At 34.8% G+C, this 20,702-nt stretch carries 19 protein-coding genes; 9 read left to right on the top strand and 10 right to left on the bottom strand.

Translation table 11 applies throughout. The features are described 5' to 3' along the window. Window positions 1-155: 155 nt before the first annotated feature. The gene (locus tag RT228_RS05390; protein WP_041892766.1) at window positions 156-1,082 is read right to left on the bottom strand and encodes an aspartate carbamoyltransferase catalytic subunit; all 927 of its coding nucleotides are present in this window, start codon (window positions 1,080-1,082) and stop codon (window positions 156-158) included. A 27-nt stretch (window positions 1,083-1,109) separates the two neighbouring features. Continuing rightward, window positions 1,110-1,658 (bottom strand): bifunctional pyr operon transcriptional regulator/uracil phosphoribosyltransferase PyrR, encoded by a 549-nt coding sequence (pyrR, locus tag RT228_RS05385; RefSeq protein ID WP_006261577.1) that lies wholly within the window; start codon window positions 1,656-1,658, stop codon window positions 1,110-1,112. 156 nt (window positions 1,659-1,814) lie between these two features. Here pyrR and RT228_RS05380 point away from each other — a divergent pair, with 156 nt between their 5' ends. Continuing rightward, window positions 1,815-2,624 (top strand): hypothetical protein, encoded by an 810-nt coding sequence (locus tag RT228_RS05380; RefSeq protein ID WP_059051586.1) that lies wholly within the window; start codon window positions 1,815-1,817, stop codon window positions 2,622-2,624. 253 nt (window positions 2,625-2,877) lie between these two features. On the opposite strand, the gene ltrA is transcribed toward RT228_RS05380, so the two are convergent. Further along, the gene (gene ltrA, locus RT228_RS05375; protein ID WP_313138492.1) at window positions 2,878-4,161 is read right to left on the bottom strand and encodes a group II intron reverse transcriptase/maturase; all 1,284 of its coding nucleotides are present in this window, start codon (window positions 4,159-4,161) and stop codon (window positions 2,878-2,880) included. 620 nt (window positions 4,162-4,781) lie between these two features. Then, the gene (gene tnpA / locus RT228_RS05370) at window positions 4,782-5,213 is read right to left on the bottom strand and encodes an IS200/IS605 family transposase (RefSeq protein ID WP_059050942.1); all 432 of its coding nucleotides are present in this window, start codon (window positions 5,211-5,213) and stop codon (window positions 4,782-4,784) included. 175 nt (window positions 5,214-5,388) lie between these two features. On the opposite strand from tnpA, the gene RT228_RS05365 reads away from it, so the two are divergent. Both RT228_RS05365 and RT228_RS05360 read left to right on the top strand, forming a co-directional pair. Further along, complete coding sequence (locus RT228_RS05365) at window positions 5,389-6,207, top strand: META domain-containing protein (protein WP_059051604.1); 819 nt, start codon at window positions 5,389-5,391, stop codon at window positions 6,205-6,207. A 222-nt stretch (window positions 6,208-6,429) separates the two neighbouring features. Beyond that, a complete protein-coding gene (locus RT228_RS05360) occupies window positions 6,430-6,972 on the top strand; it encodes an NADPH-dependent FMN reductase (RefSeq protein WP_059051602.1) in 543 nt (180 codons plus the stop codon). Between the two features lie 1,003 nt (window positions 6,973-7,975). On the opposite strand, the gene RT228_RS05355 is transcribed toward RT228_RS05360, so the two are convergent. Next, window positions 7,976-9,898, bottom strand: coding sequence for an OmpA family protein (locus RT228_RS05355; RefSeq protein WP_059051601.1), 1,923 nt, complete (start codon window positions 9,896-9,898; stop codon window positions 7,976-7,978). Between the two features lie 142 nt (window positions 9,899-10,040). On the opposite strand from RT228_RS05355, the gene RT228_RS05350 reads away from it, so the two are divergent. Further along, window positions 10,041-10,625, top strand: a complete 585-nt coding sequence (locus RT228_RS05350; RefSeq protein ID WP_039330054.1) for an O-methyltransferase — start codon at window positions 10,041-10,043, stop codon at window positions 10,623-10,625. Window positions 10,626-10,682: 57 nt separating this feature from the next. Here the strand turns inward: RT228_RS05350 and RT228_RS05345 are convergent, their stop codons facing one another. Continuing rightward, on the bottom strand, window positions 10,683-11,528 hold the full coding sequence (locus tag RT228_RS05345) for a prephenate dehydratase (RefSeq protein ID WP_006261583.1): 846 nt from the start codon (window positions 11,526-11,528) through the stop codon (window positions 10,683-10,685). Window positions 11,529-11,713: 185 nt separating this feature from the next. Here RT228_RS05345 and RT228_RS05340 point away from each other — a divergent pair, with 185 nt between their 5' ends. The 4 genes from RT228_RS05340 (at window position 11,714) to RT228_RS05325 (ending at window position 15,057) form a co-directional block, all read left to right on the top strand. Next, window positions 11,714-12,160, top strand: coding sequence for a GNAT family N-acetyltransferase (locus tag RT228_RS05340; protein WP_006265690.1), 447 nt, complete (start codon window positions 11,714-11,716; stop codon window positions 12,158-12,160). A gap of 79 nt (window positions 12,161-12,239) precedes the next feature. Beyond that, entirely contained in the window at window positions 12,240-12,836 is a 597-nt protein-coding gene (locus RT228_RS05335) for a glutathione peroxidase (protein WP_006261585.1), read from the top strand. Between the two features lie 153 nt (window positions 12,837-12,989). Then, window positions 12,990-14,645, top strand: a complete 1,656-nt coding sequence (gene menD / locus RT228_RS05330; RefSeq protein ID WP_059051598.1) for a 2-succinyl-5-enolpyruvyl-6-hydroxy-3-cyclohexene-1-carboxylic-acid synthase — start codon at window positions 12,990-12,992, stop codon at window positions 14,643-14,645. A 67-nt stretch (window positions 14,646-14,712) separates the two neighbouring features. Beyond that, window positions 14,713-15,057, top strand: a complete 345-nt coding sequence (locus tag RT228_RS05325) for a DUF2853 family protein (protein ID WP_006258306.1) — start codon at window positions 14,713-14,715, stop codon at window positions 15,055-15,057. A 317-nt stretch (window positions 15,058-15,374) separates the two neighbouring features. Here the strand turns inward: RT228_RS05325 and RT228_RS05320 are convergent, their stop codons facing one another. The 4 genes from RT228_RS05320 to RT228_RS05305 all read right to left on the bottom strand — a co-directional run bounded on the left by RT228_RS05320 (window position 15,375) and on the right by RT228_RS05305 (window position 19,267). After that, the gene (locus tag RT228_RS05320) at window positions 15,375-16,721 is read right to left on the bottom strand and encodes an amidohydrolase (protein ID WP_006264077.1); all 1,347 of its coding nucleotides are present in this window, start codon (window positions 16,719-16,721) and stop codon (window positions 15,375-15,377) included. Window positions 16,722-16,765: 44 nt separating this feature from the next. Beyond that, window positions 16,766-17,470, bottom strand: a complete 705-nt coding sequence (locus tag RT228_RS05315) for an ankyrin repeat domain-containing protein (RefSeq protein ID WP_286397492.1) — start codon at window positions 17,468-17,470, stop codon at window positions 16,766-16,768. Between the two features lie 94 nt (window positions 17,471-17,564). Then, window positions 17,565-18,365 (bottom strand): helix-turn-helix domain-containing protein, encoded by an 801-nt coding sequence (locus RT228_RS05310; RefSeq protein ID WP_225581811.1) that lies wholly within the window; start codon window positions 18,363-18,365, stop codon window positions 17,565-17,567. 692 nt (window positions 18,366-19,057) lie between these two features. Continuing rightward, window positions 19,058-19,267 (bottom strand): DUF6140 family protein, encoded by a 210-nt coding sequence (locus RT228_RS05305; RefSeq protein WP_006258313.1) that lies wholly within the window; start codon window positions 19,265-19,267, stop codon window positions 19,058-19,060. A 369-nt stretch (window positions 19,268-19,636) separates the two neighbouring features. Here RT228_RS05305 and RT228_RS05300 point away from each other — a divergent pair, with 369 nt between their 5' ends. Next, window positions 19,637-20,488 carry an EamA family transporter gene (locus RT228_RS05300; RefSeq protein WP_039330060.1) on the top strand — a complete coding sequence of 284 codons (852 nt, stop codon included), beginning with the start codon at window positions 19,637-19,639 and terminating at the stop codon, window positions 20,486-20,488. Window positions 20,489-20,702: the final 214 nt, after the last annotated feature.

Here is a 20,702-nt window from a genome sequence, read left to right as displayed (position 1 = left end):
ATTTGACTAATGCTTAATCTGTGAAAGATACCTATAATAAATACTCTTATCAAAGAATGAACTATAAAAAAACACCTAATACAGCACAATATTCCTTGTGCTGTATTAGGTTGTTCTATAGATATAAAATAAGCCAACAAAATGGCTGGCTTGAATTATTTAATTTTTGAAGCTAATAGATAGGTTACAGCCATACGAACTGCTACTCCATTCTCTACCTGATCTAAGATTACTGACTGCTGTGAATCAGCTACATCAGAAGTAATCTCTACTCCTCTGTTAATAGGCCCTGGGTGCATGACTACGATTTCTTTATCTAATGAATCTAAGATCTCTTTAGTCAACCCAAACTGTTGAGAATACTCTCTCGTATTAGGAAAATAACTAAAGTCTAAACGCTCATTCTGAACGCGAAGCATATTCGCTACATCACACCATTCTAGAGCTTTTCTTAGATTAGACTCTACCTTCACTCCTAAACTCTCGATATACTTAGGGATTAATGTCTTAGGCCCACATACTCTAACCTCAGCCCCTTGCATCTGCAAAGCAAAGATATTAGACAATGCTACACGTGAATGTAGAATATCTCCTACGATCACAACCTTCTTCCCTGCTACATCACCTAACTTTTCGCGGATAGAATAACTGTCTAATAACGCCTGTGTAGGGTGCTCATGTGCTCCATCTCCTGCATTAATGATACTTGCGTTTACATTCTTAGATAAGAAATGAGCAGCTCCTGCATCACTGTGACGCATCACTACCATATCTACCTTCATGGCTAAGATATTATTAACTGTATCGATTAGTGTTTCTCCTTTCTTCACTGAAGACTGAGCAGCAGAAAAACTAATCACATCTGCAGATAAACGTTTTTGTGCTAATTCGAAAGATAGTTTAGTACGAGTACTGTTTTCAAAGAAGATATTCGCTATGGTAATATCTCGTAGAGAAGGAACTTTCTTAATCGGACGATTAATTACTTCCTTAAAGTGATCAGCTGTTTCGAAAATTAAATCAATATCATGCTTATTGATATACTTAATTCCTAAAAGGTGATTTACGCTTAATTCTTTCATTGTACTTCTATGAGTAGATTTAGGTAGTTAGTTTTTTTCAGTTTCTTCTAGAAAGACTGCATCTTCCTGTTCATGTTCAGACCAATGTACACGGATAGTCTCCTCATCAAAGGCATCTACTTGTCTTCCTCTATAATCAGGCTGTATCGGTAAGTGACGACTAAAACGGCGATCTATTAATACCAATAGTTCTATCTCTGCTGGACGGCCAAAAGACTGTATAGCCGTCAATGCGGCACGTATACTACGTCCTGTATAAAGCACATCATCTATAAATACGACTTTCTTATCTTCTACTAAGAAGTCTATTTGTGTTTTATTCGCTTCAAGAGTTTTTTGATGTCTTCTAAAGTCATCTCTAAAGAAAGTAATGTCTAAAAAACCTAAAGGCACTTCAGATATACCATATTCAGTCTTAAGGATGCTTTTAATGCGTTCTGCTAAAAATTTACCACGTGGTTGAATACCAATAAGAAGGGTATTAGAAAAATCAAGATGTTTTTCTACTAATTGACAAGCCAAACGGTGTAGAATGATATCAATCTCTTTTGAAGTAAGTAATACTTTTGGATTCATATATAAAAGAGTTGTGTTTGGGGGGTAAATTTACAATTAAATATCGTTTGTCACCAATTTATTAAACATATATCTTCTAAAAAAATGTAACTAATCAAAGTATGCTTTCTAAATCATATTAATATCTTTGGATAAAGATTAAAAATCCTATTGCTCATGATCAAGTCTAAATTCATAATATTCATTACCTTAACCCTATCTCTAGCTCTGCATGCTCAGAAGATAGAAGATCCTCTTCCTTTGACAAATAAACAAATACAAAAAGAACAGTGGGTCATACAGGACAAAGAAAAAAATCTAATCCTACAATGGACTGATGGTGCTCTAGAAATAGCATTAGCTAACAAACCGATTAATCAAGATCAAAAGAAAAAAATCTACGCTAGAATTCCTGCTCAGCAAATCAAAGATAACGTTACTGAATATGTCTTACTAACTGATAAAACAGAGTTCTTATCTACTCCTACGGCAGTGAACTGGACACAAGACGACTTAGAGTTCTTTCGCGTTTTAGAGTCTAGCGCTATCACTGTGAGTAGTACAACAGATGTCTTAGTACTTAAAAAAGGTACAGAGACTAAGTACAAGTTCTACAGTACTGATTTTGACCGTATGTGTAAGTTTGTCTCTAGATTTAACTGGGGACTTATTGCTTTAAATCGAGAGTCAGAGAATCTACCTAAGATGATTACTTCTTTTGATTTTGAAAATACAACCATGACAGGTACTATAGATAATATCCCTTTTGAGGTGAAGTTTGATTTATATTTTGATCAAGATACTTTTTATTTTAGAAGTTTCGAAATTCCTTATCATGCTAAAAATAGAGCAAGTCGTAAAGCAAAAGAAAGATATGGGCGCTACTTCACAGATAAAACGTATCGCTATGATATCGCTGAACAAACACTTAATTTCTATCAAGACGAAAAGTTAGTACTCATGTTTGGTTTTATGCCTAAAGAGTAAAACACAATCCCCATAATCTTTTAAAATACACAAAAAAAGAAATACAACTCCTCATTATCTATATCACTTATTGATTTATATTAAGTTATCAATAATATATCTCTTATAAATTGTGTTATTAAATAGGAATTACTATCTTTTCGCAATCATTTACATATACTTCAAAATAATCGAGTAGGAGGCTGAAGATTATTTCTTCAGCCGACCTCTCACACCACCAGGCATACGGATCCGTACCATGGCGGTTCTTAATTTACGATACTTTTAGGTAAATGTCATTTAGAAATGTATAACCTGCTTTCCTTAAAACCCAAATATTCAATGATGTTTTTAAAACAGGACTCAAGGCTACACGACAATACCCCTTTCGGGTATTAGCCCATTGATAAGCTTGATTAGCTTTAACACCTATCTTTTTAAGATTGGTGTACCTTAATCCCTTACTCTTCCAATTCTTCCATATAAATATCCGTATTCTTGACCGAAGCCATTTATCTATACGCTTAATCTTATCTGACATATTCGCTAACTTGAAATAGGACACCCATCCTCTTACAAACATCTTTAATGTTTCTTTGAGTTTATTATATCCTTTCCCATTACTCCGTTTAGTAATTACTCTTAATTTATCTTTGAGTTTACTATAACTCTTAGCATGTACACATAGTTCCCACTGTTTGTTTTTACTGACATAGAAACTATACCCCAAAAACTTCTTTCCTTGAGCATATCCTATAGTAGTTTTCTCTTTATTGACTTTTAAGTGCAGTACTGTTTCTATAAATAGAGTTATACTCTCTTTTACACGTTCGCATGCTCTCTTACTCTTACAGAAGATTAAACAGTCGTCTGCATAGCGAACAAATCGATGTCCACGTCTTTCCAGCTCCATATCGAGTTCATGAAGCATGATATTGCTCAGTAATGGACTCAGAGGTCCTCCTTGAACAACTCCTTGCGTACTCTGTTCATAGTTTCCATTTATAACCACCCCAGAGTTTAGATACTTATGTATAAGTGATATTACACGTGAGTCTTTTACCCGCTTTGACAGAAGTTCAATTAACCGACTATGACTAACTGTATCGAAGAACTTTTCTAAATCTAAGTCTACTACATAGTGGTACTTATCATTTAGATGTTTCTTCGCCTCTTTCAGCGCTGTGTGACATCCTCTTTGAGGTCTAAATCCGTGGCTACTTAAATGAAAATAACGTTCGTATATCCGAGATAATACTTGAGAGATACTTTGCTGTACTAGTCTATCAATAACTGTAGGGATTCCTAGAAGTCGAACTTTACCTCCTTCTTTGGGGATTCCTACTCTGCGTACTCCCTGAGGTTTATACTTCCCTTTTGCTAACGAGTTTAACAAAGATTCTCTATGAAGTAAGAGCCATTCTAGCATGTTTTCAGTAGATAACTTGTCTATTCCATGACTCCCTTTATTTGACTTAACTCGTTTATAAGCTAAGTTTAGATTTGAGGGACTTAGGATTTGTTCAAGTAAATCTAACTGTCCTAATTGTACTTCCATGAGGTTGTTTTCAGTTATCCCTATAAAAGTCTGCTACTGCTTGATAGCTGTCAGGTTCTGCCCTATCATTCTCAAGGTAGTTATCAATATTCATCGATATTTTCTGCATTCCGCCTTTCATTGGGTAACATTCATTTACTTCTCACTTAATTAAGTTCAGTCCTTCTGTATTTCGTAAGACTTCTTGGTAATGCCAAGCTTGTATCCATACATACTATGACCTCTGCTGACTTCTTACAGCAATTGTTATCCGTAGTTCTGTAAAAATTCCCTACGTCTGTAAAACCTCCTCAGGTAAGAACAATAACTTTCACCTCATGTGCCTGCTATATTTACCCACGTATCTCTGTACAGTTTGGGACTTCAGTTTGGGTTGCAACCTTATCCGATACTTTGAGCCTTATATATAGTTTCTGTTCGTCAGGTCAAGGTTTTGCCGTAAGCTTCCTTCAGATTCCACCTCACGATGGACACCCTTGCTATTAGCTAACACTTCCCACTGTAAAGGTGTGTTCGGGACTTGCACCCTAGAGTTATTGCCCATGCTGGGCACACAACCACTATGGACTGAAAGTCCATAGTTTGTTAAAGCAGACTAAAGTCTGCCTGGGTGGAGCTACTTACTCAAGTATAAAGTTACCTCCGTTATCATTTGATTTACGATGGTGTTCAAGATATTGATTTAGCATTTCATCAGTAATATTTCCTGTACTCCAACAACCAAAGCCTATTGCCCAAAAGTGACGTCCCCAGTATCTGTGCTTCAACTCAGGAAATTCTATTTGGAGTTTCCTTGAGGTACGACCCTTGAAGAGTTTGACAATATTGCTTATGTTTTGAGATGGTCGATATTCTATATGAAGATGAACATGGTCCTTTGATACTACACCTTTTAAAATTTGAATATCTTCTGCTTCACAAATCTGAATGATCAGACTACGACAACGTATCTGAATATCTCCTTCCAATACTGGATAACGATATTTAGTCACCCATACTATATGGGCAGTTAAACGTGATACACTATGTCCTCCGGTTCGTTGATATTCCATATATCAAAGGTAAACATTTTTAGAAGCTGAAAGCTAAATGCACTAAAGTGCATAGTTTTAACTACAGTCTGCGACCAATAAACTAAATACATATAAATCAATATATTATAAAAATTTAGTTAACAAAAAGAAGGTAAATGTATCATGTATATTTAGAATTATTTTAATATTTATTATGAAAAAATACGCTACTAGTTTATTTCTTTGTTTAACAAGCTTAGTAACTTTTGCACAACAAGGTTCTTTCGATTCTCAAGAAAGACATCCATTAGCACCAGATGGTATATGGAATGTTAGATGGGTATTACAAGACAATAGCAAACCAGGAACCCTAACTCCTACTGATAAGCATATCATGCTTAGTCGCGAATATGGATCTACTATCACTGGATTTGCTGGGTGTAATGTGTTTGAAATTCCTGTGTCGAAAACTTCTGTTAACTCAAAAGGTACACATCTAACGACTCGTTTTGATTCTAAAACGAATAAAGAATGTGCTACAGATGTTAAATATGATGAGAACAAGTTCTTAAAGCGTATTTCTAATGGTACAATTACCTTCAATGAGAAAGAAGGTTTATTATACCTAATGACTAAAGATAGAATCGAGTATGTATTCGCTGATGAGAAATTAGATAAAGTAGCTAAAGATGTACGTCGTTATGACTGGAAATTAGTAGAGCTAGATGGTGGTGAAAAAAGACCTTATAGACAATGGATAACTTTTGACTTTCACAATTACTTAGTGAAAGGAAATAACGGATGTGCTTTATTCGAAGCTCCATTTGCTATCAATACAAAAACGAGTACAGTCACTTTATTTGAACTTCAATCAGATACGACTAAATCATGTGGTAATAGTAGCAAAGACGAGTTCTTAAAATACTTTGACAACTCTACTTACCCATTCGAAATTACAGATCAGACTTTAAATATCTTACAAAACAATAAGGTGATTATGAAGTTTGACTTAGCAAAGAAAAACTCTTTATAAAACACAAGACTGTAACAGAATACAGTCATTAAAATATCTAAAACCTGTGAAATTATACTTCACAGGTTTTTTTATACAACTAACTATAAATCAATTATAACAGAATAAATATTCAATATTATCAGCTTTCTAATGAGGGTTAAATAAAAATTAAGATAAGCTTATAAAGGCTTTACAATTGATAAATTCTTTACCTTAGTGGATTAATAACAATTTAGTTTTATGAAAGCTTTAATTTTTAATGGTTCTTTAGACGAAGAAGCATTCCGTACATCGCGACGCATTGCACAGTATTATGCAGATCAGTTCATAAATTCTAATATTGAAGTTCGACAGGTTCACTTATCAGATTTTCAAATTCCTATATTTCAAGCTAAATTAATGGATAATGTCCCAGCAGACGTTATGGCCTTTGCGAATGCTTTTAGAGAAGCAGATGTGATGATTTGGCTTACTCCACTCTACCATGGTAGTCTTACTGGAGTAATGAAGAATGCTATCGATTGGTTAGAAATAACAGCCAAAGACCATCCTGCTTATTTGACAAATAAAATAGTAGGATTTACATGTTGGTCAGCTGGTAACCAAGCTATGCAAGGTATACAAGCTCTAGACAATATCGCAAAAGCACTTAGAGCATGGTCTTTGCCTTATTCTATACCGATTAGTAATTCTGACTTATATGAAGACAATGATATCTCAGAAGTCTACAAAAAGAAAATGTCAATGTTAACTGACCTTCTAATAGAGAGTCAAACGCGATAAAACAAAAAGCCTATTTGAATAATTCAAAATAGGCTTTTTTATTACTATCAAGACAACAACTATTTTTTTCTTGGTTGGTATTCGTATATCTCAGTGCTACTCAGGAAAAAGAGAGGCATTCCTACCTCTCATTCCCTATAAAACAATTTTTGAAAAACACCCTATTTGGATCTCACTAAATCCTTTTCTTAAATAACACTCACTTTTAGTACATAACACTTAAAAAACAATCCCTCTCTAACCCTAATTCAGTCTCTTCTTCACAAGCAATGTTTTTTTAAAAAAATTAAGCTTAGGAGGGAATGATCTCATTGTAAGAATCTTTCTGTCTATATAATATGATTACTATGTCAGAAAGATTCTTTGACACATACTTTAAATCGATTAGGCTAGAACTAACTTGGCTAGAGTTGATATTCTTTTTAACTATGAAAAATACTATTGCTTATAACTTTCAAAAGAACCATCTATAAAGCCTATCTAACCGATCATTTTCGCATCAATTATTTTATTGTTATGTTTTTTGTACTGAGCAAATGTAGACATGTTTTTACACTATAAAAACCCTTGTAAACACTGGATTTTTAAGCCCATTCACCTATTGTAGATAATAGTAATAATAAGTTCACCTCCTATAAAATCCTTAAACTAACATTTGTCTCCCCTCGCCTACATCTCTTCACTTTTAACAAGTAAAATAGTTAATACACTACTCATCTTATAACTAATCTACAAAAACACTATTGACTTATTCTATAATAAACAGTCTATACATTCTACTTCTAATTTTTCTTAAATCACTAATGGTGATAAGAGCACAAATATTATTTAACAATTAATTAACTTAATATAATAACCTTTATTAGCTAAATACAACAACTAAATCATCTGATAAATAAGAATAAAGTTCATTACATTCCGTTTTTATGATAAATAAAGAGTTCTATTAATAGAAAAAGGCAGTGAGATAACTCACTGCCTTTACTATTTTTATACTCATATATTATCTTTGAAGGATAATAAACTCTGATCGTCTATTCTGTGCGTCTTCCCATTCACTACATGGTTCACATTCTACTTTTAGCTCTTGTGATCCATATCCCTGAGATTCTAACCTACTACTTTCTATACCTTGTGATACAATATAGTCAAGTGTAGCCTTCGCTCTATCATTTGACAATTTTAAGTTATAAGCTGGATTTCCTTTACTGTCAGAGTGTGAGTTAATTTTAACTCGCATACTAGGGTAGCGCTTCATCACTTTTACTAGCTTATCTAATTCTATCTTACTATTCTCTGTAATTTCGGTCTGATTAAAGGCAAATTGGATATCTCCTAATTCGATTTTGTCTTTCCCTATTACGAGTTCTTCTAGAGGCCTTAAGAATACGTCTATCTCCTGTACCCCTTCTTCAGCATTTACTGTGATATCAATGATTTCATCTAAATAATCTGGGTGAGAGACCTTAATCTTATAAGTCTCGCTACACTTCACTTCTCCTCTAGCCATCCCACTTCTATTAGATACGCCATGATCTTCTACTCTACGTCTAGTATTGATAAACTCTACTTTAGCATCAGCTACAGGAGTATTAAAGCTCTTGTTTTTAAGCATAGTTCTAAACTCTACAAAGCACAGCGGGAATGCCTTATATATATCTGTACGACCTATTCTATCAGAAGAGAATAATCCCATATTCTTATCAGGATAAAAGCTAAAAGCGAAATCGTTCTTAGCTGTGTTAATAGGCTCTCCAAGATTAGTAGGTGCATTAGATAGATTATTTAAATCTGATACATACACATCCATTCCTCCATATCCTCCCCATCGATCAGAACTAAAGTATAACTTATTGTCTGACGAAACGAAAGGATAATCATTACGAGTTCCTGAATTAATCACTGGCCCAAGGTTCTCTGGTTTTCCGAACTCATCATCTTCTAATAGGGCTACACGCCATATGTCTAATTCTCCATAACTTCCTGGCATATTAGAGGCAAAGTATAAGAATTTGCCATCAGGCGATAATGCTGGGCTCGTATACATAAAGCCTGCGCGGGTAAAGCGTAGTGGCTTTACTCTCTTCCACTTCTTTTTCTTCTTCTTAGCATAGAATAAACTCATTAGATGATCTCTATGCTTGACGTTATCATTCTTTCTAAACTTCCTATTTCTATAGGCTTCTGAAGCGAAATAGATACGTTGCCCATTAGCAGAGATCACACTAGGGCCGTCATTAAATCGTCTATTGACACGCCCTTTAATACGCGTTACGCCTTTTATAGGTTCATCTTTTCCCTTAAACTCAGCAGTATAAAGATCAAAGTTAGGCTTGCGTTGCCACTTATCTCTTACTTCAAATATCTTTCTAGGTATTTTCTTTTCGTGCTTTGTTCTATTTGACGCGAAGTACAACGTATCACCAGGATTTAACCATGCTCCAAAATCGTCATATTCTAAATGATTAAGGCCTGACTCCTGAAACATATAAGTAGGATATCTGTCAACTAAGTCCTTATGTGCATCTGGTTTGGCTAAAAAGTCTTTTGCTCTTGCATCTTGAGGTGCTCGACGAACGAATTGTTGCATCATATCTTTGGCTGCTTCATAACGCCCATTCTTCTCCATCACTTTAGCATACTTATAATAGATATCTGGCTTAAGTGTAGAGTCGTTTTGAGCAATTGCTTTACCATAATATCTTGACGCTTCAATATCTTGATTTAACCGATCATAACAATCTGCTAATTGCAAATAAATATAATCAGCTGTACGACGTCCTAATATAAGTCTTTTATATTCGTCCGCTGCCTTAGCATACTCGGTATTCTTATAATATTTGTCTGCTCGTTTTAAGCTTGGTTTCTTTTTTGCTTGTACAGTTATACTTAAACTACACAGTAAAACCATCAAAAAAATTCTCATACTATTCTGTTATATAGACCAATAGAGATAAATGTACTCTATTTTAACTATTTATTACTCAAAAATACTACTTTAATTACTTACTATACTAACGTATATTCTGTAAATTAGTTGTTCAAAATCAGATAAAAATCCCTTCAGTATGAATATTGAATTAAAAAAAGCATTCTTAGCTCTTTATGACACTTTTAAAAAAGAAGATGCTCAAAAAACAGACCGATTAGATAAATGGCGCAATATAGAACCTGAGTCTGCAGAGTTCCTTTCGCTATTAGTCAAAACAAAACAAGCTAAGAGAATACTGGAACTAGGTACTTCTAATGGGTTTTCAACAATATGGTTAGCCGAAGCTGTATCTCATCATCACGGAGAAATTATCTCTATAGATATCGAAAGGGAACGTACAAATAAGGCATTTGAAAACCTAAAACAATTTAACCTACAGTCTTATGTGGAATTGCTAACCTATGACGCAGGAGAATATCTAGCTGATACTAATCTTGATTTTGATCTTATCTTATTAGATGCAGAGAGAAGTTATTATACAGGATATTGGAAAAATCTAGAACGTCTATTAGATCAGACTGAATCTAGTCTATTGGTAGTAGATAATGTAATCTCACATGAAGCAGAAGTAGAAGAGTTTATCAATGGAATAGATGAGAATAAGTTTAAGAAAGTCATCCTCCCTATCGGAGCAGGATTGTTATTAGTTTCTAAGCAGTAAAGAAAAAGCGTGAATAATCTCATTCACGCTTTTTTACTTATACTACTAAAATTGTAGCTATTGGTGGTCTGGTATGACTAATTTATCTTGTTTATACTCTCCTAATACCTTTAAGTATCGAGTAGCCTTAGTTACTTCTTCCATCGCCTTATAATACTTGTCATAATCTTCATTGACTAAAACAACACCTGCGTGGAATGAGTACTGGAACACACTTCCTGACAGAGGCACAGACTGTATCTTACTCAAGTTTAAATCATGAGAAGCTAGTATCTCTAATACTCTATTTAGACTTCCTTTTTGGTGATCTGTATAAAAATATAGTGAAGCTTTATTAAACCCTTCTACTTTCTTAGGCTCTCTACTTAACAAGAAAAATCGTGTATAGTTATCATACACGTCATGGATATTCTCTGCTAAGATCTCTAGATCATACATCTCTGCGGCTAATGTAGATCCGATAGATGCAACACCTTTATACTGTTTCTCTTGAATATTTCTAGCGCATGTAGCCGTATCATCCATCGCTAGACGCTTCCAATCAGTATATTGATCTAAGAAGTTCTCGCATTGTAATAAGGCCATAGGGTGTGTACGCACCTCTGTAATATCCGCTAATGTCTGTCCTTTTAAGGCTAGTAAATTATGTCTAATAGGAAGAGCAATCTCTCCCCAAATATACAAGTCATTCTTAGTTAACAACGAGTAATTAGGTAATATAGATCCTGCAATAGAGTTCTCTATCGCCATCATGCCATAATCTACTTCTTTATTGACTAACTGTTTTACTAACGAATTAAAAGTAGGACTATCCACTATCTCTACTTCTTCTGAACCAAAGAACTTCCCAACTGCTTCATGGTGGAAAGATCCTTTGATTCCTTGAATGACTACTGATTTCATAAAATATGTTTTTGGGCTTTAATAATTGCAATATTGGCAAACTATCAAAGTTAGTAGTTTATACTTATAATAAGCAGTTTTTATACTCCATATTTTAAGTTTTTATTACTTTTAGCCTATTAATCCCTATTGGATTTAAATTAATCACACCAATTACACTTTTATAACAGCTAATTACTAAATTAATGAGTATAACAATCAGACCTTATCAGAAAGAAGACAAGCAAATCTTACTCGATATCCTTCAGCTCAATGTCCCTACTTATTTTGCGCAAGAAGAAGTAGATGACCTAGCGCTATACCTAGATCAGTATCTAGACCTCTACTATGTAGCCTTAGACAATGACAAGATTATAGGTGCTGCAGGTATTAACAGAAACTTCGAGAAGGAATTTGCTTCATTGAGTTGGGGATTCTTACATCCTGATTATCATCGAAAAGGTGCAGGTTCTCTACTCTTAAAACACAGATTAAACCTCCTAAAGCCTGATCATAGAATCAAAACAATACAAGTGCGTACCTCTCAGGTGGTGTACCGTTTTTTTGAAAAACACAATTTTGAAGTGATAGAAACTCAAGAAGATTATTGGGCAAAAGGTTTAGACCTCTATGTGATGCGTTTAAAATACTAAAGAAAACAAATTAAGCGTTAAAACAAGTAGGGAATTAAAAACAGTTTTGTAATTTCACCTCAATAAAACTCACATCATTATGAAAAAGTTATTCGTTATGGCGGCTATCTTAGCCATTACACCCATTTTTGCAAACACACACCATACTAATATTAATACCAATAAAAGCATTATGACACAAACCCCAAAAGACAAAAAAACAATTTACCAATTTAAGGTTACTGACCTTTATGGAGAAGAGTTTGACTTTGCTTCCTTAAAAGGAAAGAAAATCATGATTGTGAACACTGCTTCTGAATGCGGTCTTACACCTCAGTATAAACAACTTCAGAATATGTATAACGAATTCGGAGGAGACAACTTTGTAATCGTTGGTTTCCCTGCGAACAACTTTGGATCTCAAGAACCAGGTAGCAATGAAGAAATCGCTACTTTCTGTGAGCAGAATTATGGTGTATCATTCCCAATGATGAATAAGATATCTGTAAAAGGAGATGATATTGCACCGATATATGAGTTCTTAACTAAAAAGTCTAAGAATGGATTAGAAGACAGTGAAGTACAGTGGAATTTCCAAAAGTACTTAATAGACGAAACTGGTCATTTAGTGAAAGTAATCAACCCTAGAACACTACCAGATGACCCAGAAATCAAAGCTTGGGTTAAGGCAAAATAAGTCACTTTACATATTTAACCTTAAATCCTCAGCTACCATTTACTGTGAATTAATTCTACTTTACATAGCTTCAATTAGCGATTAAATGTTTTCTGCGGATTTGAGGTTTAATACAATGGGTTTGTTCGTATCTTTGGGTTTTACTTTTAAATTATGAACTATCCACAAATAGAACTAGCGCAAAGTATTATTGAAATTTGTAAAGCAAAGAATATTCAACATATAATCATATCACCAGGATCACGCAATGCCCCATTAACAATAGGCTTTGCTAGTGATCCTTTTTTTACGTGTTACAGTCTCGCAGATGAGCGCTGTGCAGCCTTCTTCGGTATGGGAATTGCCCAACAGACAGCGTTCCCTATTGCCTTAGTCTGTACGTCTGGATCAGCTCTTCTTAACTATTATCCAGCTGTAGCAGAAGCCTTCTATAGTCAGATACCGATGGTTATTATCTCTGCAGATAGACCTACCTCTAAGATTGATATAGGAGATGGTCAGACCATCAGACAGCGCAATGTATATGAGAACCATATCGTGTACAATGCTAATCTAACAGAAGAGGCGAGTAATGAAAATGATATTCTAATTAACAATGCTATTAATACAGCGATAGCCCAAAAAGGCCCTGTGCATATCAATGCTCCTTTTGAAGAGCCGCTATACAATACTGTAGAGGAACTTACAGTTACTCCTACTATCATCAACCTAGAGACGCTACCTCTTCAATTCAAAGAGTTTGATCAATATATAGATAGTTATAAAGAGGCAACTAAGAAGTTGATCCTTGTAGGTGTTAATACACCTGATGCACTAAGTCAGGAGATGATAGACTGGTTAGCAAATGATCCTTCTGTTATTATCATGACAGAGACTACCTCTAACCTGCACCACCCTCACTGCGTAGAACATATCGATCGCATCATTACCACATTCTCTGAAGAAGATTTCTTAACCTTTCAACCTGATCTTTTGATTACTTTTGGAGGAATGGTGATCAGTAAGAGAATCAAAGCATTCTTGCGTAAGTATAAACCTGCTCAGCATTGGCATATTGATACCCTAAGACATTATGATACTTATAATGCGCTTAACAAAGCAGTATTAGATACGCCTGAGAACTTCTTCCAAACCATTAAAGAAAACGTAGAACACTATACCACATCTAACTATTACACTTGGATGCAGAGCATTGTCACAGCTAGACTAGCTAAGCATGAGGCATATTTAAAGACAATACCATTTAGTGATCTAAGTGTATTCGAAACCTTATTTGCTAAATTGCCAAAAGGAACCCAATTGCAAATCAGTAATAGCTCAGCAATACGCTATGCTCAATTAATCAAAATAGACGCTTCTAACCCTGTTTATTGTAATAGAGGTACTAGCGGAATAGATGGAAGTACTTCTACGGCTATAGGGGCTGCTGTAGCTACCCAAAAGCCTACCTTATTAATCACAGGGGATATCGGTTTTCTTTATGATAGTAATGGACTGTGGAATAACTATATTCCTAAAGACTTTAAAATACTATTGTTAAACAATGGTGGTGGTGGTATTTTCAGAATCTTGCCAGGACATAAAGAAACACCTGTATTTAATACTTACTTTGAGACAAGCCATCATCACACAGCTGAGCACTTGGCAAAGATGTATAATTTTAAATATCAAACAGCGACTAACAAAGAAGAACTAGAACAGCAATGTCAATTGTTTTTTGAAGATAATAACGGTCCTGCTATTCTAGAAGTATTCACTCCTACTGAGGTTAATAATACTGTACTGAGCAACTATTTTCGCAATATGTAATTTTAACAGCGATTAATGCTTGCGTATTGAAATTTTATGTATCTTGTACTCAATAAAAAAGAAAATTATGAGTAAAAGAGACGAATTAATTCAAAAGTACGCTGCTGATTTAAAAGATAAGTGTGGTGTAACAGCTAATATGGATTTATTAACTGCTGTAACTATTGGATGTGGACCATCTATTTATAACCAAGATTCTTCTACCGTTGCTGGTTCTTCAGAGTCTGAGTTAGCTACAGTTAAAAACAACTTTTTAATTAAAAAGTTAGGTCTTAAAGATGGACCAGAGTTAGATAAAGGTATCCAAGCTGTTATGGACAAATACGGTCAATCAAATAGAAATAAATACAGAGCTGTAGTTTATTACTTATTGACTGTTCACTTCAAAAAAGAAAGTGTTTACAAGAAATAATATAACGTAAATATATTAATGTACTTTAAAAGGAGCAGCTCTGTGACTGTTCCTTTTTTTATGCTCATCACTAAAAAATTAGAGACTCATCTAATGACAAGTCTCTAATGGGGGTACTTCCAAAAACATTTACGCTTATACAAGTATATCAACCTTTAGGAGTAAACTTTAGAAAACACTATTATCACTAAATCAAATACTACTTCCTTCTGTTATTTTTGGGCTTTCCATATCAGGTCTCTATAAATGCAATGTCTTTGATGTTTAAAAAAAAATATAAAATTGGGTATGAAAAAACGTTCTTATTGTTTAGATTACTAAACAGTTTTTCTTGAGTACACTCTCTTTCCTTTATAGAAAGTGGCTTCTCTCTCTGGAGTACGAGCCACTGCCTCCGCAGAGCAACTAGCCTTCACGAAAACAAGGTCTGCTGAATCTCCTACTTTTGGCCATTGGCGATCTCCTGCTTCATTCAGTGGTAGTACCTGATCCTTAGTCGCTATTTGTAATGCACGACTCAGTCTTAGCTCATCTGTCCATCCATAAAGTTCGGCACAGTGCTTTGCTTTTTCTAACATATCACAGTTCCCAAATGGTTGCCAGTGATCTATAATACTATCTGTACCCGTCATCACACTTACCTTATGCTTATAGAATGTAGGTATAGGCATCATAGAGCGCCCTAGTGGTACAGTAGAGATCACTCCTACTCCATTAGTACTCATCTGTGTACATAACTCCTCTAATTCCTTAGCATCTGACTGCCCTAGAGCGAAGCCATGACTGATATAAGTACGTCCTTGTAACGCTTTATTAGCTTCTACTTGTTTTAAAATATATTGGATAGCAGGAATGCCTGTTTTAGCTCCTTCATGAAGATGGATATCTATTCCTTTGTCATAATCTAAAGCGATTTGAATCATGATATCTAAAGACTTCTCCATATTCCCATCTACCGTAGTTGGGTCAAGCCCTCCAATATAATCCACCCCTAGTTGAGCCGATTCTCTTAGCAGAGCCTCACTATCAGAATATAAAATACCATGCTGAGGAAAAGCAACTATCTCACTCCCCATCACTTCTTTTTTATTCTCTAGTGCTATTTTTAGATTCTCTAAGCTCTTCAGTCCACTAGTCGGGTCTATATTAGTCTGACACCTTGCAAAATAAGTTCCTTGACTATTCATTAAGTCTATCGCCATCTCCGCTTTTTCTACTGACTTAACTAATAGATTAGGTAATATTCTTCTTTCCAGATCGATCATATCTTTAACAGATCGACCAGGTTTAGGATCACCATACCAGCGCTCTCCATAGAACGTTTTATCGATATGAATATGCATATCTCTAAATCCTGGCAACATTAGTAATCCATCCATATCTACACTGATAATACCTGATGTATCGGACATTCCTACCTTATCAATAGAAACAATAACTCCATTGGCAATGCGTATATCAAATAAGGCTGTCTTAGTACGCCACACTTCCCCTCTATCATTATACTCAAAGCCAGTTTCTAATAAGACATTGCGCAGAATGAACACATTTGCCTTAACAGAACTTCTTTCAGTACTTGCTTTCGCTGACGAGCCTACTGATGGAATAAATAATCCACCAGCTGCCGCCGCTGTTAATCCTAGAAATTGCTTTCTATTTATCATGTTGTTGTTTCCTATTATTGTTATACACCTATCGAATATACAGTTTATTTAGCACCAGCTGCTTTTAACAACTTCACCATTCCTGTATAATTTCTCTTTTGAGCATGTTGTAATGGAGTTATTCCATCAGCGTCAGGAATATTCACATTCACACCACCCTTAATTAATTCATCCACGATACTAGTATGTACAGCACCGCCATTGCTAAGGACTATAGCTTCCATAAGCGCTGTCCAGCCTAGTCTATTAACATGATTGATAGGATAATTGGGATAGTTAACCAGTAATTTTACTACTTCTAAATGACCTTTTTCTGCCGCAGGTATAAGTGCACTACCATTATAACGGTTAAACACAGTAAAGTCTGCACCGTATTTTAACGCCTCTTGCACTATTTCTAAATTACCTTCTGCTCCTGCATATAAGAAAGGGCTATTAAGAACCTTGTCTTGGGCATTGACATTTGCCCCTGCTTGCATTAAAATCTTTGCGATAGCATTGCGATTTTGATATACAGCATACATCAGAGGAGTCTCTCCTTTTTCGTTGCGCTGTTCTATATCTACCTTACTTTCAAGAAGCTGTTTCACAGCAGTAAGGTTATTATTCTTAATCGCGGTAAATAATGATACTTCCTTCATATCTACTACTTCATTTGAATGGGTTGAACTTTCATCTGACGAGTTACAAGCCATAGCCGCACCTCCGATAAAGCCAATAAAAAGTAATATAGCTATTCTTCTTCTCATTTTCATATCTCTTGATTTTTAATAGGTTAAGTTCGTTACTTATAACTACTAATACAAAGATAGAAGTACTGATAGGAAGGAAGTTGTAATATTCTTATAGATTATTGGAATTTTTATAACTCGATCTAAACTCACCAGGTGTTACTCCCAATTGTTTTTTGAAGAAATTATTAAAATAGCTCGTATCATTAAAAGACAACGAAAAGGCAATCTCTTTAATCGAAATATTCGTTGTAGTCAATAACCTCTTTGCTTCTAGCAATAGTCTATTCTGAATTAATGATCCCGCATTAGTTCCCAATACCTTTTTACAAAGAATATTTAAATAATTCGGAGTGATCTTTAATTGCTCAGCATAAAATGCTACACTACTTTGTTCTTTAAAGTGTACTTCTAACAACTCTTCGAACTGGAGTATGTTCTTATCTATACTATGAGGATTCACTCCCTCATGATAGTCTACATAATCCTTGTGTAAGTGTTTTAGCAATAAATGAAACGACAATAGAGCAATCTCTCGGTCAATAATCTGATTCTTAGCTAATCGTCCTTCTAATTCCTCTAAATCTGCCTTATACTTCTCAAAGCTCTCCTTCGTTAGCAACATCTGATTCGGTGCTCCTAATTGAAAATAAGCTAAAGGACTATAAGTCGTATTCAGAGATTGTAAGATAGTAGGTGAGAACATCAGTTGAAATCCAACAGTATGATTCTCCAATAACCAATAGTGCACTTGCTGGGGTCTCAAGAAAAACACTTGGTAATCTACTACGTCTACTCTTTCAAAATCAATATCGTGGTATCCTCCTCCTTTTTCAACGAAGAAGATAAAGTAGAAATCATGCTTGTGTGGGGACAACAAATCATTTCTACCTTTCTCAATATGTTTGAACAAAGTTATATCCCAGGTATCTTCCCCTAAAATGGTGGAAGTGGAAAGTGTCTGAATTTTAGTATTTCTATTCACGTATTTTGTATGGTATATTAATTCAAGTGACATTTATAGTCGCTAAAAATAATTCAATTCAAATTCATGTTAAACTATTTTTAGTTAAAACATCACAAAGTTCACACATTGAGAATTATTTACACAATAAAACAACTGTAATTATTATCATTCCTTTATAAGAATATCATTTCAGCCATCTATCAACCTATAAAAAGCCAATATAAGCCTCCCTCTTTCGTTTATTCTAATCCTATAAATTAACATTTCAAATCTCATGTATAAAAAGAAAAGCCCATTCCTTTATAAGGATAGGCTTTAACTGTGATATTAATTTAGTAGATGAATTAATTATTCTAACTTAAGAATGGTAATTTCATTTTTTGGGTTCCCTGCTCCTATCTCCCTCTCATAACCAATCAAATACAGCTCAAAAGAGCTCTTTTTTAATCTATTACCGAGGCCAAAGAAAACAATTATATATTGAACTACCAAATTTTAAAGTACTTTTTGCTCTAAAACATCTACTTATTACTCTCTAAAACCAGCTTCCTTGCTACGAAATATCGCTAAGTGGGAGTCGTTTTAAATATATTCTATTTTTCATCTTTTATCTAAATAAGTTATCATTCTCCTTTACACTAAACCTCCACCACTTCTATAAAGGCAGGGCTACAACCGCCGCCTTTAGAGAAGTCAATACCATATACTCGTCTAAATGCCTCTTGTACCACCTTGCCATTGTCTAACCAAGGATGTGCAAATGACACAAAATCAACACTCATCCCTTTTTCGAGGTAAACCTGCTCATTATTATATGTGCGTATCACCGTAGCTTTATATCTTGCCATAGCTCTAATTTTAAATCTAAGTTAGTTCTAACACACTATGTATCATAACAATAAAGTGCCAAACCCCACTTTTTTTGAGTGAGAAAATTCAAATATTCATTCACTCAAAAAAAGCTCATATTCACCCAATAAAAATATTTTATATCGAAAATCACCTTATGTAATTCTATCCCTATCTACTCCTTTCAATAGGTGAGTATTGTTCCTTATTAACTCCATTCAAATAAGTACTTGTTCTTCTATTTGATAGTTTTAGAAATTATCATAGCTTTGGAGATTAACCTTAAGACAAGTTCGCTATATGAAGTATTATACCTACTAACCTAGATATACTACATCATACAAGCCTCTACTACCTAACCATTATAAATGAAAAAAAACACTACAGCATCTTCAGTTGCTGCTGCCCTGACCTCTATGATGTGTGTACAAGGGGGAGCATCTGTAGCCAAGCAATTATTTCCTGTAGTTGGAGCTACCGGAACGACCGCTTTGAGAATAGGCATATCAGCTATATTCCTTAATATTATTAATCGTCCGAAGATTTCGAAGTTCTCTAAAAAAGAATGGTTGTACTGTGGGCTATTTGGAGGTTCTATTGCCCTGATGAATATGATCTTCTATCTCGCTATACAGCGCATTCCATTAGGACTAGGAGTGACGATAGAATTTATAGGCCCTTTATTTCTAGCGCTATTCTTATCTCGAAAAGTATTAGATATCGTATGGGCTTTATTTGCTTGTGCAGGGATATTATTAATCGTTCCGTGGCAGACTAACAATGTAGATATTATAGGACTAGGATTAGCCGCTACAGCAGGTGTATTTTGGGCGTGTTATATCGTGATGGGAAGTAAAGTCTCTAAAGAAATGAATACAAACCATGCAGTATCAGTAGGTCTTGTATTCGCTACGTTTATCGTAGTCCCTGTAGCCTTATTTATGGGAGGACTAGAGAAGTTGACCTGGGGTAGCTTAGGGTTAGGTGTATTAGTCGCTATTCTATCTAGTGCCTTACCTTTCTCTCTAGATTTAGTTGCACTAAAGAAGTTACCAGCCAAGACATTCAGTATCCTTACTAGTTTACAGCCTGCCTTTGCAGCCATGTCAGGTCTTCTATTCTTAAAAGAGCACCTCACCATGACACAGTGGATCTCTATAGCCTGTGTGATCACTGCGAGTGTAGGCTCTACTATATTTAGCACTAAAAAAGAAGCTTAGTTATTTATATATCCTAAAAAGGGTTATTCTCATGATTAGAATAACCCTTTTTTATACAGATGCATTTTAAACAAATAAGTAAGCATTACTTTTTAATGGCACTGATTGCATACCTATCGGATACTTATCGCATAGTGGTCACATAATAAAGCTATAAAAGAATGCAATCACTATACTATAATTCTACCATCAGATGCTGAACATTCGGCTCGAT

Origin of the sequence: Myroides sp., assembly GCF_032073645.1 — a bacterium.
Classification (GTDB): Bacteria; Bacteroidota; Bacteroidia; order Flavobacteriales; family Flavobacteriaceae; genus Flavobacterium; species Flavobacterium odoratimimum.
This window is presented reverse-complemented; position numbering and strand designations above follow the sequence as displayed.

Coding starts and splice junctions, on each gene's coding strand:
- RT228_RS05390 (WP_041892766.1), bottom strand. CDS start 1,082: ATGAAAGAATTAAGCGTAAATCACCTTTTAGGAATTAAGTATATCAAT.
- pyrR (WP_006261577.1), bottom strand. CDS start 1,658: ATGAATCCAAAAGTATTACTTACTTCAAAAGAGATTGATATCATTCTA.
- RT228_RS05380 (WP_059051586.1), top strand. CDS start 1,815: ATGATCAAGTCTAAATTCATAATATTCATTACCTTAACCCTATCTCTA.
- ltrA (WP_313138492.1), bottom strand. CDS start 4,161: ATGGAAGTACAATTAGGACAGTTAGATTTACTTGAACAAATCCTAAGT.
- tnpA (WP_059050942.1), bottom strand. CDS start 5,213: ATGGAATATCAACGAACCGGAGGACATAGTGTATCACGTTTAACTGCC.
- RT228_RS05365 (WP_059051604.1), top strand. CDS start 5,389: ATGAAAAAATACGCTACTAGTTTATTTCTTTGTTTAACAAGCTTAGTA.
- RT228_RS05360 (WP_059051602.1), top strand. CDS start 6,430: ATGAAAGCTTTAATTTTTAATGGTTCTTTAGACGAAGAAGCATTCCGT.
- RT228_RS05355 (WP_059051601.1), bottom strand. CDS start 9,898: ATGAGAATTTTTTTGATGGTTTTACTGTGTAGTTTAAGTATAACTGTA.
- RT228_RS05350 (WP_039330054.1), top strand. CDS start 10,041: ATGAATATTGAATTAAAAAAAGCATTCTTAGCTCTTTATGACACTTTT.
- RT228_RS05345 (WP_006261583.1), bottom strand. CDS start 11,528: ATGAAATCAGTAGTCATTCAAGGAATCAAAGGATCTTTCCACCATGAA.
- RT228_RS05340 (WP_006265690.1), top strand. CDS start 11,714: ATGAGTATAACAATCAGACCTTATCAGAAAGAAGACAAGCAAATCTTA.
- RT228_RS05335 (WP_006261585.1), top strand. CDS start 12,240: ATGAAAAAGTTATTCGTTATGGCGGCTATCTTAGCCATTACACCCATT.
- menD (WP_059051598.1), top strand. CDS start 12,990: ATGAACTATCCACAAATAGAACTAGCGCAAAGTATTATTGAAATTTGT.
- RT228_RS05325 (WP_006258306.1), top strand. CDS start 14,713: ATGAGTAAAAGAGACGAATTAATTCAAAAGTACGCTGCTGATTTAAAA.
- RT228_RS05320 (WP_006264077.1), bottom strand. CDS start 16,721: ATGATAAATAGAAAGCAATTTCTAGGATTAACAGCGGCGGCAGCTGGT.
- RT228_RS05315 (WP_286397492.1), bottom strand. CDS start 17,470: ATGAGAAGAAGAATAGCTATATTACTTTTTATTGGCTTTATCGGAGGT.
- RT228_RS05305 (WP_006258313.1), bottom strand. CDS start 19,267: ATGGCAAGATATAAAGCTACGGTGATACGCACATATAATAATGAGCAG.
- RT228_RS05300 (WP_039330060.1), top strand. CDS start 19,637: ATGAAAAAAAACACTACAGCATCTTCAGTTGCTGCTGCCCTGACCTCT.